Genomic DNA, 12,515 nt, shown 5'->3' on the forward strand with positions numbered 1-12,515 from the left:
ATAGAATTATTAAGGTCTCGTATCATGAAAGAGTTAGTTCAATTAGAAGGCGATAAAATCATCAAAAAAATTTCCCTGCAAAAGAGCCGGTATAGCCTGGGTAGAGACCTGGAAAATGACCTGGTTTTTGACGGGGCCAAGGTATCGCGGGTGCATGCGTTGCTGGTTGAAGATGGGGATACTTATTGTATTGTTGATCAAGATTCCAAAAATCACGTTTTTGTTAATGGGGAGCGAGTGAAAAAGAAACGTTTGACCTCCGGTGACAAAATAGATTTATCCCAGGACATCTCGCTGGTTTATTTGATTGAAAACGAGGTTGACGAAAAATTTACCCACATCTTGAATCGGGTGTGGGAGATTGTGGACAAGCAGGACTTTTTGCGGCTCAAAGAAGTTACGGACCGAATCATTTCTTTAGACAGTTTGGAAGATATTTTGGACATTATCCTGGCCAATGTTATTCGTTTGGTAAACGCCGAACGGGGTTTTATTGTTTTAACAGATGAGCAAGGAAAGATTCAAACAAAGACCAGTGTCAGCCATCATCTTTCTTTGCAGGATAAAGATCCGCACCAGGCTGTTTTTGCCCGTTCAATTGTGCAACAAGCCATTCAAAGCAGAGAAAATGTATTCTTGTTAAACACCGAGGAAGAGGCAGATCATCTTTCTGACAGTATCCTTGAACTCGATCTCAGATCGGTGATGTGCGCGCCTCTTATTTTTGGCAACCAGTTGGTTGGCCTCTTGTATGTGGATTCCAGCTCCCGGGTGGCCGATTTTAACGAAGTTGATCAATTTGTTTTTGCCACGCTCTCGGATTATGCGGCTATTGCCATAAAAAATGCCAAGCTGTATAACCAGGTGCAGCGGTCCAACCAAGAATTGCGGGCCGAGATTGAAGAATCTGAAGCGCGGTATCGCCAGGTGGTTGAGTTTTCGCCGGAAGCCATAGCCGTTCACAGTGAAGGGAAAATTCTGTTTGTGAATCCGGCCGCAGTGAAATTATTGGGGGCGGAAAAACCTGAAAACCTGATCGGTACGCCGGTTTTTGAACGGGTGCATCCTGATTTCCGGGACGTGGTGGTTGAACGAATCCGGATGGAGAATGAAGGTTATGCGGTTCCTCCCCTGGAAGAAAGATTCTTGAAGCTAGATGGCACCCCCGTTGAAGTTGAGGTTATTGGCGTGCCGTTTGTTTTTAGAGGCCGGCCGGCCTCCCTGGTTATCTTTCGGGATATTTCCCAGCGTAAGCGGATGGAACAGGAGTTGCTCCGGGCGCAAAAATTGGAATCGGTCGGCGTGTTGGCCGGAGGTATTGCGCATGATTTCAACAACATTCTCCAGGTTATTCGGGGCAATGCCTTAATGGCCAAAGTCAACATGGACGACAAAGAGAATATGGAGCTGTGTTTAACCGCTATCGAAAAGGCCGTGTCTCATGCCGTCAGCCTCACCTCACAACTGCTGACGTTTTCTAAGGGCGGCACCCCGGTGACCAAAGCCACCTCCCTGGAGTCTCTTATCGAAGAATCGGCTGGTTTTGCCTTGCGCGGCAGTAACGTGGCTTACACCCTTGATTTTGCCGAGGATTTATATTTTGCCGAAGTAGACAGCGATCAGATCAACCAGGTTATTCATAACCTGGTGCTCAATGCCGACCAGGCCATGCCCGCCGGAGGAACCGTTACCATTTCGGCTTCTAATTACGTGGTCAGCAACACTCAACCTGACCCGCGCGGCCTCAAAGAGGGCCGCTATGTTAAAATTTCGGTTAAAGACCAGGGAGTGGGCATGTCTGAGGAAACTCTGGAAAGAATTTTTGATCCCTACTTTACCACCAAAGAAGAAGGCAGTGGTTTGGGATTGGCCTCTTGTTATTCCATTGTGACCAAACATGGGGGCATTATTGAGGCGGAGTCTGAGGAAGGAAAAGGTTCTATTTTTACCCTGTATATCCCCGCTTCGGGCAAACAGCCGGAAAAGAAAGAGGCAACGGGCTGCGCCGGCACCTTGGCCGGTAAAATATTGCTCATGGACGATGAGGATACGGTGCGGGATACGGCCGGCAGAATGTTACAACGAATAGGCTGTGCGGTTGAAACTGCGGCAGACGGGGTAGAAGCCATTGAACGCTATTTGCAGGCCAAAGAGTCCGGCGAGCCGTTTGATTTGGTTATCTTTGATTTGACCATCCCCGGCGGCATGGGCGGGCGCGAAACAATAGCCAGGCTGAGAGAGCACGACCCGCAGCTTAAGGCCATTGTGGCCAGTGGCTATAGCAACGATCCCGTTATGGCCAGCCCGGAACAGTATGGCTTCCAGGGCGTCATTTCTAAACCGTTCAATGTGGAAGAGTTAGCCAGAGTGATAGAAAAAGCATTATCATCCCCTACGGCGCAACCGGTGTCAATGCCAGGGGTAGCTCGTTAAGCAGGCGATGCAGTTCATTAATGGCAAAGCTAAATACCAAATAGACTGTCTGCTCGTCTCCGGCCAGGCGCAGGTAACGATTGTCTTTGACCGGCGTTTCATGGCCGGTGTAGAGAATGATTTTTTGTCCGTTTGAGATAATGAGCGTAACAGTTAACTGGGGCGGGTTAAGGCCGTATTGGGCCAGGTTGGTGACATGGGTGATAACCCGGCTGGGTTTTAAATACCCCAGCCGCGTTACCGCGCCATTAACCCGAACCTGATCAATCGCTTCCGCCGGAACCGGCGTTGGTGCTAACATCTCCCACTCTTGGGTGAGGGTTTCATCGGTCCGGGCAAAGTGGGCTGTCCCTTGCGGGCCTTCAATTTCCAGGGCCACAAGGTCGTATTCGCCGTACTCCGGGCCGTAAATGGTGGGGTCGGTTGGCCCCGCCTCATCATCATTTCCCCTGATTTCAAAAAAGTAGATATAGCTTGCCAAAGCAACCAATAAAATAATCAGGCCTATTGTGGTTTTAAAGTTCATCGTCGTTTCCACCAGAGGCCCAGCCCGGCTATTAATACGGCCAGGGGGATGATAATGAGCGTGGTCAAGATGGTGACGGTAATTTGCATGGAGGTGAGGAACAGATTGCGATTGGTGGGCGATTTGGGCCGAATGGAAATCAGGTCTTCCTCCTCGGCCAGCCAATCCACCGTATTGACGAATAGGTCCAGATTGGCCCACTGCGGCGAGGCGTTTTGGTTGGTCACAAATCCGGCATCGCCAAACACGGCCAGCCTGACCCCATTCTCAATGTCTTCGGCGGCTGCGGCCAGGTGCAGGGGGCCGACCAGGTCAACGTCTGGAGTGTACTCAGGTTGGGCCGTTTCTAAGTCTGTTTCTGCCCAACTGCCCGCGCTGGTGGACAGAAGCGGCCAGGTTATTTTGCCAATGCCCTCTATTGGCGTTATGGTAATTGACCGGGCCATGGGATAGAAGGATTGAAAACCGTTCAGGCTGCGGGTAATTTCGTGATAGGGGTATTGGTAAATCAGCGGCGCAATGATTTGCGGCACCAGCCCGTCCGGCCCTAACGTAACCAGAGAATAATTGGCGTCTTCTATTACAAAATCATTGCCCAGGGCCAGGCCGTAAGTTTTCAACATTCCGGCCAACGGCGCCGGCTCCAGGGGGTCAACCAAAAGCATCAGCTTGCCGCCGGCGGTCAACCAATCCTCAACAAGTTTAACTTCCGTATTTAACAGTTCGCGGTCGGCGCCGGCCAGAACCAGCACGGTGGCATCGGCGGGAATGGTTTCGCTGGCGGCCAGGTTAAGGGTTTCAACCCGGTAACCTTCCTGTTCCAGGGCCTGTTTGACCTGGCTGTAACCCTCTTCCGCGCCGTCGTTAAGGCTGTGCTCGCCGTGGCCGGTGATAAAATAAACGTTTCGGTCTGCATTGTTGGTTACCCGGACCAGGCCGCTGGTAATAGATTGCTCGTCTACGCCGGAAGTCTCGTACCGATTATCGCCGCTGACAAATACCAACCCGTAGTTGCTGAGTTCGTATTTTTCGGCCAGAATTGGCTCTATCTCGGGGTCGTGAAATTCAACCAGCAAACGGTCGCTGTAATGACGATAACGTTCCAGGTAATCATTGGCCAGCTTCAGGCGCGGGTCGCTGTTTTGAAAAAAGCCAATCACTTCTACCGGGCGATCCAATTGCTGCAAAATTTGCATGGTCTGTTCAGACAGGGTAAATTGGCCGGTTTCGGTCAGGTCGTATTCCCATTCATACTTAACAACCAGAAAATTGATCAATCCCAAAATGCCGATAAAGGCGAGGCTTTTGACCGCGGCGTTGGAGGCATATTTAACCTGTCGCCCGGTCAAGGCGGCGCGAATGGCCTCAGGGCGCAAAAATGCGGCGGTCAACAATAGCGCCGCGCCAATACCAGCTCCAATTTGGGTTTGCGCCGCCCAGGCCGGGTTCAGAAAGTAGGTGATGCCGCTGCCAATTAAAACCAGTAAACCCACCAGGGCAATCACCCCGGCATAAGCGCGAAGCGAGTAGCTGTTTGGGGGTGAAGCTTTTTCGGCCATTATCGCCATCTCCTCATTTCCAGCACCCGGGTGGCCAAAAAGAGCGAGGCCGCCGTAACGCTGAGAAAATAGACGATATTGGTAGAGGTGATTAGGCCCAGCAGAAAGTCAAAAAAGTGCTGCTGAAGTGAGAGGTATTCAAGCAGGCTGCCCAGGAAACCCGGGAAGGTATTGCCCAGGCCGCCGGCCAGCCAAAACGTCAACCCCAACGCCACCCCCAAAACCGCGGCCACAATTTGATTGGCCGACATGGCCGAGGTAAGCATACCAAAGCCAAGCAGAACCGCGCCCAGCAAAATCACGCCCAAATAGCCGGAAAACGTGACCGGCAGGTCGGGATTGCCGTAGCGGGTCAACAGAAAAAGATAGTACAGCGTGGGGGTCAGCATGGCCAGAAAAAAGAGAAAAGCGGCCAGGAATTTGCCTACCACCACCTCCCCATCGCGCACGGGGGCGGTTAATAGCAACTCCAGCGTGCCCGACCGCGCTTCTTCGGAGAGCAAGCGCATGGTCAGGATGGGGGCGACAAATAACAGAACAATGCTGATCACCTGAAAAACCTGGCCGAGGGTAGCCACTCCGCCCAGGACCACCGTAAAAACAAAGAATAAGCCGGTGATAAATAAAAAAGCCGCTCCCACCACGTAGGCCACAGGCGAAACAAAAAAAGCGGCCAGTTCGCGTTTGGCCACAACCAAAGTATTCATTGTTTGAGTTCCTGGTCGGCGGTGAGTTGCAGAAAAATATCTTCCAGGCTGGCGCTGATGGCGCGTAATTCCAGCAGACCCCACCCGTTTTCAACCACCCGTTGGGCAATGGCCGGGCGACAGTCAAGGCCCCTTACACATTCCAACTCAAACTCGCCGGGTTCTATCTGGCTGGCCTGGCTCACCTCCGGCAGAGATTTTAATATCTCCACAGCATTGTTTGGCGCGGTCACGGTTTTAAGCCTGATTCTTTCGCCGCCCTCTAACCGGGCGACCAGGCCGGCAGGCGTATCTTCGGCCACAATCTGGCCTTTGTTGATGATGAGCACCCGGTTACAAATCTGCTCTACTTCCGAGAGGATGTGGGTGCTCAAAATAACGGTGTGGTTGGCGCCCAAAGCCCTGATCAACTTACGCACTTCGATGATTTGTTTGGGGTCCAGGCCAATGGTCGGCTCGTCCAGGATCAGCACTTCGGGGTCGTGGACAATGGCCTGGGCAATGCCTACCCGCTGGCGCATTCCTTTGGAGAGTTTGCCGATCAACACGTTACAGTGATGCCCCAGGTCTACCTTTTCCAGCGCCTCTTTCACCTGCCGGCCCCGGCCATTTACTTTACGCAAAGCGGCCACGTAATCCAGATAATCTCCCACCGTCATGTCCTGGTAAAGCGGCACCGATTCCGGCAAATAGCCAATCCGTTTGCGCACCTCCAAACTGTGATAAAAAACGTCAAAACCATTGATGGAGGCTGTGCCGGTAGAGGGGGGCATATAGGCCGTTAAGATACGCATGGTGGTGGTTTTCCCTGCGCCGTTTGGACCCAGAAAACCTAAGATCTCGCCCGGGTTAACGTGAAAACTGACGTTTTGAATGGCGGCCCGCGGGCCGTAATACTTGGTGAGGTTGTCGGCTTGAATCATAGCGAGGCGAAAAATCTCCTGACCAGATTGGGGATATAGTTGGGCAGACACCTTTGCCTTGTCCGGGGTTTGGCCGGGCAAAGAGGTAAACAAACCAGAACCACCTCTGGTAGCGGTCGGGTCTACCCTTAAAATAGTACGGGTTTGTGATTAAAGCAAGATTAAGATTCAATAAAAAGTCAATGAGAAAGCCCAAAATAGTTCGGGATTCTTTTCGATTTGACAATTGACCATAACTGATTTACAATCGCTGCTTGGCAAGGGATTTAATGTAGAGTAAAAATATCGAGCAGTGTAGCTCAGGCTTCGCAGCACCGGCGAAGCATTTTTTTTGCCCGGATAAAGTTTTTGCCCGGCATGTGTCATTTGTCCGCTTTAATAGTGACATTTTCCACTAGATTTGATACCTTAATTGACCTATACTGTTAGGGTTAAAAAGACACACCGATAAGCAAAATTGTAAATACGAGCAAAAAGCCCTGCGGCCCTCGGTAACATTTCAGGCTATTTCGCCTTAGCCAAGGCGTTCATAAAAATACATTCAGTTTTTGAGGAGTCAATCTATGTCGCGTTTTAAAGTTATTCTATTTAGTCTTTTGATAATGCTCTTTACTGCGCCAACCGCCCTGGCGGCGCCGCTGCCACAGGATGCGCCCGAACCACTACCCTGGCTGTGGTGGTTAGGGCCAATTGGTTCTCTTATTGCCTTTGTTTTTGTTTTCGTTTTCTATAATTCGGTGATGAAGGAAAGCGAAGGCACCGAGGTAATGGCCGAAATTGCCCAGGCCGTGCGCGAAGGCGCCATGGCTTATCTCAGGCGCCAATACAAGGTAGTAATCATTGCCTTTGTGGTGCTCTTTTTGCTGTTTGCCATCTTGGCTTACGGCTTTGGCGTGCAGAACCAGGTTATTCCCTTTGCCTTCCTCACCGGTGGGTTCTTCTCCGGTTTGTGCGGCTTTATTGGCATGAAAACGGCCACCAATGCTTCGGCCCGCACGGCCAATGCGGCCCGCCGCAGTTTGAACGACGGCCTGCAAGTGGCCTTCCGCGCAGGCGCGGTAATGGGCCTGGTCGTGGTCGGCTTTGCCCTGCTTGACATTGCCGCCTGGTTCTTGATTTTGTACTATCTCTTCCCTGTCTCCTTCTTTGGGGAGATGAATCCCCTGCCCCAAATTACAGTGATTATGCTGAGTTTTGGCATGGGCGCTTCTACCCAGGCGCTCTTTGCCCGTGTGGGCGGCGGTATCTATACCAAAGCGGCCGACGTGGGCGCGGACCTGGTGGGTAAAGTGGAAGCCGGCATCCCCGAAGACGACCCCCGCAACCCCGCCACCATCGCCGACAACGTGGGCGACAACGTGGGCGACGTGGCCGGGATGGGCGCCGACCTGTATGAATCTTATGCCGGTTCTATCCTGGCCAGCGCCGCCCTGGGCGTGGCCGCCGTAGCCACCGAAGCCGCCACCAATCCAGCGTTTTTGCAGGGTTTTAGCGAAATTGGCATGCAGTTGCGCTATATGGCCGCGCCGTTGGCCCTGGCCGCCGTGGGCGTGGTTCTGTCGGTTATTGGCATTTACCTGGTGCGCACCAAAGAAGGCGCCACCATGAGCGACCTGATGGGCGCAATTAATAACAGTATTACCTATAGTTCCATCGGTATTGCCATTGTCAGCCTGGGCATTGTTTATCTACTGGATTTGAACAAGCCGTTGATGCTCTGGCTGGCAATTGTGGCCGGTTTGGTGGTGGGGGTCATCATTGGCCGCGCCACCGAGTATTATACGTCTGACGATAGGCCGCCTACCAAACGCATTGCCGACCAGAGTTTAACCGGCCCGGCCACCGTGATTATTGAAGGTTTGGCCGTGGGCATGCGCTCCACCGCTATCCCGGTTATCTCTGTGGTGCTGGGCATTGCCGTGAGCTTTTATCTCCCCGGTGGGGCGAGCAACACCCTGATTGGCCTGTACGGGGTTGGTTTGGCCGCCGTAGCCATGCTTTCTACCCTGGGTTTAACCCTGGCCACCGACGCCTACGGTCCCATTGCCGATAACGCGGGCGGCAACGCTGAAATGGCGCACCTGCCGCCGGAAGTGCGCCAACGCACCGACCAGCTTGACGCGGTGGGCAATACGACCGCCGCCACCGGCAAAGGTTTTGCCATCGGTTCCGCCGCCCTCACCGCGCTGGCGCTGCTGGCCTCTTACCTGGAAGAAATCCGGTTTGGCCTGATTCACCTGGGCACAAAAGTAACCGAAGTGCCCATTCCGGGTTACAGCGGCATGGTAAAAGTGGCCGAGATGACCATGGGCGACTTTGCCGCTTACTACAATATCAACCTGTTAAACCCGGCGGTGTTAATGGGCATCTTTATGGGGGCCATGACCGTGTTTCTCTTCTCCGCCATGACCATGAGCGCGGTAGGCCGCGCGGCCGGGTCAATGGTGCAAGAAGTGCGCCGCCAGTTCAAAGAATTTCCCGGCATTTTGAAAGGCGAACAAAAGCCGGACTATGCTCGTTGTGTTGAGATCAGCACCGCCGGCGCGCAGAAAGAAATGATTGCGCCGTCGGTGTTGGGTATTGGGATGCCTATTGTAGTGGGCTTATTCTTGGGCGTGCCCGGCGTGATGGGCCTGCTGGCCGGCGGCCTGGCCACCGGCTTTACCGTGGCCGTGATGATGGCCAACTCCGGCGGAGCCTGGGATAACGCCAAGAAGGGCATTGAAAAAGGCGCGTACGGCGGCAAAGGTTCCGACTCGCACAAAGCTACCGTGGTGGGCGATACCGTCGGCGACCCCTTCAAAGACACCACCGGCCCCTCACTCAACATCCTCATCAAGTTGATGTCAATGGTGTCCATTGTGTTTGCCGGTTTGATCTCGCAGTTAGGCACCGGCGGTTTGTTGGGCATGATTCTGGGCGGGTAATAGCTACTGTTGCCTTATCAAAAGGCCTGGCGGTCTTTAAGACCGGGCAGGCCTTTTTTTAACCAGGTAGCAGTTCACCCTATAATCTGTTCGGCAATCTCTCTTTTGTGTGATATAATCGTAGTGGCAAAAAGCCTAAGTCATAGGGTTGCAAAGCTGGCTTTGCGCTCCATAAACATCAATCAGGAGGGAACATTATGGACACGCTCCAGGTTATCGCGCTGATCATTATTGCCCTGGTCATTTTGGCCGTAATCATTGCCTTTCGCCAGAGATTGGGCCTGAGTTTGAAATTTCTGGGGCTTGACGTGCAAGTTGAAGCCGAAAATGAAGGCCGCCCGCCCCAGGCTCAAACCCAGCCGCCGCCCCCCGCCGGGGTTAGGGTAAAAGATGCCAAAGCTACCGCAGGCGGCTTGCTGATTGAAGAGGGCCAATCGGCGCAGGGAACGGGCATTGACGTTGAAGGCGTTGAGGTAAAAGACGACATCGTCATTGGCAAAGGCCAAAGCGGTTCCCCAAAAGACCGGCCCCTGACGTAGACGCGGGGGAGGGCGGCCGTTCAACTCACTTTGAGAATGTGCAGGCCGGCGGCGACATTAACGTCAACCAGCAGAATATCTTTATGCCCCCGTCGGAGCCGGACCGGGCTGAGCAACTGGCTAAATATTTGGGCGTAATGGTCAAAATCTTTGACGACCTGCCGCTGGCCCCCTTTGACCCCACCGGCGAGTGCGTTAATATCAACCTCAACCAGGTGTACGTTAGCCTGGATGCCCAGACCGCCCGGCCCATAACGCTTGAGGATGGGCAGGCCGGGCAAACCCAGGCTGTGCTGGCCGCGGCCAACCAGCGCGATAAGTTGATTGTCTTGGGCGACCCCGGCTCCGGCAAGTTTACCTTTTTGAAATTTTTGGGGCTGTGCCTGGCCCAGACCCACCTGGCCCCACCGCAGCAAGCGGAGTGGCTGGCCCGCCTGCGCTGGCCCGTTTATCCTGAGCAGCCGGAACGCCAGGCCCGCGGCCCGCAGGAAAAAGATGAACCCTTGGGCTACCTGGCCTGGCAGCGCCCGTTGTACGTGCCGGTGCTGGTAGTGATGCGCCGATTTGTTGACGTCTCGCTCAATGTTGCCTCGCCCCTGGCCCTGTGGGAACTGATAAAACTGGACCTGGCCGAAAGGGGCTTAACCGATACCGCCCCCGCGCTTTACGAAACCCTCCGTCGGGGCCAGGCCATGCTGCTACTGGACGGCGTGGACGAAGTGCCGCCCGACCGCCGCCGCCAGGCCTGGCAGTCCATTGGCGCGCTGGCCCGCGGCGCCTTCAACCAATGCCCCTGGATTGCCACCTGCCGCGAACTCTCTTTTATTGAAACAGAAGCCGCCGCCAGGGCCGACGAGCGGGTGATCCTGGCTCCGTTGCAGCAGGCCCAAATCACCGGCTTTATCACAGCCTGGTATCAGGTGTTGGTGCAAAAAGGCAACAAATCGCCCCGCGAGGCCGAACAACTGACCACCCATTTGATCAACGTGGCTACCCAGGACCCCCGCGTCCATTCCCTGGCCCAAAACCCCATGCTGCTGACCATTATGGCCATTGTGCAAACCTACCGGGGCGCGTTGCCCCGCGAGCGGGCCAAACTTTACCAGGCCTGTATTGAAATTATGCTGGTGCGCTGGCAGGTGCAAAAAGAAGGCCCGCAGCACGAACTGCCCGCCTCCCTCAAAGGGGCCAGCCTGGAAACCCTGCAAGCCCTGCTGCAAGAGATTGGCTGGGAGGCCCATCATGCTCCCGGCGGCGCGGCCGGCCGCGCCGCCGATATTCCCGGCGAGCGCGTTTTTGCCCTTGCCCGCAAACATCTTAAAGACATCGAGCAGGTAACCGCCTTTATGCAGTACACCGAAGAACGGGCGCACCTGCTGATTGGCCGGGGCGGCGAGGACAAACCCTACTACAGTTTCCCCCACCGCACCTTTCAGGAATACCTGGCCGGGTGTTACCTTTCTAACCAGGACGATTTTGGCGAGCAGGCCGCGGCCCTGGCCGGTGACGACACCTGGCGCGAAGCCCTGTTGCTGGCCGCCGGCAACCTGGTTTTTAACATGCAAACCCTGGGCCACCGGGCCTTATTGGCGGCCCTGGCCGACATGCTGCCCGAAACCCAACCCGCTCCCGGCGACGCCCCCGGTTGGCAGTTGGCGTGGCGCGTGGGCGAAATGCTGGCCGTGCTGGGCGCAGCAGACGCCGCCAAGTATCGCCAGGGCCAAAAGCTGCTGCCCCAGGCCCGGGCCTGCCTGGCCGCCCTGCTGGCCCACGGCCAATTACAGCCCGCCGAACGCGCCGAAGCCGGGCAAACCCTGGCCGCCCTGGGCGACCCGCGGCCTGGTGTAGGGGTAACGGAAGATGGATTGCCCCATATTGCCTGGCGCGCCATCCCCGCCGGTGAATTTATCATGGGCCAGGGCCAAGACGCCCACCCCGTTACCCTGCCTGCCTTTCAAATTAGCCAATATCCCCTCACCAATGTACAATACGGCGCGTTTGTGGCGGCCGGCGGGTATGAGCATAAAGATTATTGGCCCGAAGCCGTTGCCGCCGGTTACTGGCGGGAGGGCAAGTTCAAAGGATGGGCGGATGAAGAACCCCGCGACCGGCCCTATGATTTTGGCCCGCCCTTTAACCTGCCCAACCACCCGGTGGTGGGCGTAAGCTGGTACGAGGCGGTGGCCTTTTGCCGCTGGTTGGGCGAGCTGTGGGGCTGCCCGGCGCGCCTGCCCAGCGAGGCCGAATGGGAAAAAGCCGCCCGTGGCGCCGACGGCCGGCCCTATCCGTGGGGAGACCACCAGAAGGTGGCCACCCGGTGCAATATGGCCCAAACCGGCCTGGGCGCACCCTGCGCCGTGGGCATGTTCCCCGCAGGAGCCAGCCCCTACAACGTGTTTGATATGAGCGGCAACGTGTGGGAATGGTGCAGCACGTTTTGGCAAAAAAAAACCTTATCCTTTTCGGGTTGTGGACGAGTGGACGGCGGACTATTTGAGTAAAAATGTTGGGCGGGTGTTGCGGGGAGGATCGTTTTATGAGAACGCTGAGCACGTGTGTTGCGCGTCGCGCCTCGGGCACGGTCCGAACGGCAGGCTCTGGTATCTCGGTTTTCGGGTGGTGCGCCCCCCAGTTTTTGGGGAATCTGGTCTCTGAAACCTCTGGTCTCTGGCCCGCTGAAAATCTGAATCTTACCGATGGTTACGGTTATTCAACCGTAACCAGCCTCTATGCCGAGTTAACTCGGCCTAATACCGGTTGCAGTTTCAAAACTGCAACCATCACTATCGCGGCTTATCGCTGGTTACGGTTTTCAAACCGTAACCTGTCTTATCGGATTTTAATCCGCCCATGCGTTCAAGATATAAAATCACCGAGCAAACCCCCGTTTATTTCATTACC

General features: G+C 54.9%; 9 protein-coding genes. 5 read left to right on the top strand and 4 right to left on the bottom strand.

Translation table 11 applies throughout. From position 1 onward, the window contains the following. Positions 1 to 24: 24 nt before the first annotated feature. Entirely contained in the window at positions 25 to 2,433 is a 2,409-nt protein-coding gene (locus tag JW953_07590; protein MBN1992554.1) for a PAS domain S-box protein, read from the top strand. Here the strand turns inward: JW953_07590 and JW953_07595 are convergent. Genes JW953_07595 through JW953_07610 form a run of 4 tightly spaced genes read right to left on the bottom strand, consistent with a single transcriptional unit; the run spans position 2,393 to position 6,148 of the window. Further along, positions 2,393 to 2,959 carry a DUF4340 domain-containing protein gene (locus JW953_07595; GenBank protein MBN1992555.1) on the bottom strand — a complete coding sequence of 189 codons (567 nt, stop codon included), beginning with the start codon at positions 2,957 to 2,959 and terminating at the stop codon, positions 2,393 to 2,395. The genes JW953_07590 and JW953_07595 overlap by 41 nt on opposite strands. Next, positions 2,956 to 4,518, bottom strand: a complete 1,563-nt coding sequence (locus tag JW953_07600; GenBank protein ID MBN1992556.1) for a GldG family protein — start codon at positions 4,516 to 4,518, stop codon at positions 2,956 to 2,958. Before JW953_07600 ends, JW953_07595 begins: the two co-directional genes overlap by 4 nt. Beyond that, positions 4,518 to 5,225, bottom strand: coding sequence for an ABC transporter permease subunit (locus tag JW953_07605; GenBank protein ID MBN1992557.1), 708 nt, complete (start codon positions 5,223 to 5,225; stop codon positions 4,518 to 4,520). The genes JW953_07600 and JW953_07605 overlap by 1 nt, the downstream gene beginning before the upstream one ends. After that, positions 5,222 to 6,148 (bottom strand): ABC transporter ATP-binding protein, encoded by a 927-nt coding sequence (locus JW953_07610; protein ID MBN1992558.1) that lies wholly within the window; start codon positions 6,146 to 6,148, stop codon positions 5,222 to 5,224. The genes JW953_07605 and JW953_07610 overlap by 4 nt, the downstream gene beginning before the upstream one ends. Before the next feature lie 602 nt (positions 6,149 to 6,750). Between JW953_07610 and JW953_07615 the strand changes: the two genes are divergently transcribed. The 4 genes from JW953_07615 to JW953_07630 all read left to right on the top strand — a co-directional run. Then, complete coding sequence (locus JW953_07615) at positions 6,751 to 9,075, top strand: sodium-translocating pyrophosphatase (GenBank protein ID MBN1992559.1); 2,325 nt, start codon at positions 6,751 to 6,753, stop codon at positions 9,073 to 9,075. A gap of 197 nt (positions 9,076 to 9,272) precedes the next feature. Next, positions 9,273 to 9,614 carry a hypothetical protein gene (locus JW953_07620; protein MBN1992560.1) on the top strand — a complete coding sequence of 114 codons (342 nt, stop codon included), beginning with the start codon at positions 9,273 to 9,275 and terminating at the stop codon, positions 9,612 to 9,614. A gap of 83 nt (positions 9,615 to 9,697) precedes the next feature. Continuing rightward, positions 9,698 to 12,115 carry an SUMF1/EgtB/PvdO family nonheme iron enzyme gene (locus JW953_07625; protein MBN1992561.1) on the top strand — a complete coding sequence of 806 codons (2,418 nt, stop codon included), beginning with the start codon at positions 9,698 to 9,700 and terminating at the stop codon, positions 12,113 to 12,115. Positions 12,116 to 12,150: 35 nt separating this feature from the next. Beyond that, positions 12,151 to 12,515: hypothetical protein (locus JW953_07630; protein MBN1992562.1), on the top strand; the 365-nt coding region annotated here is incomplete at its 3' end.

This window comes from Anaerolineae bacterium, assembly GCA_016931895.1.
Taxonomy (GTDB): domain Bacteria; phylum Chloroflexota; class Anaerolineae; order 4572-78; family J111; genus JAFGNV01.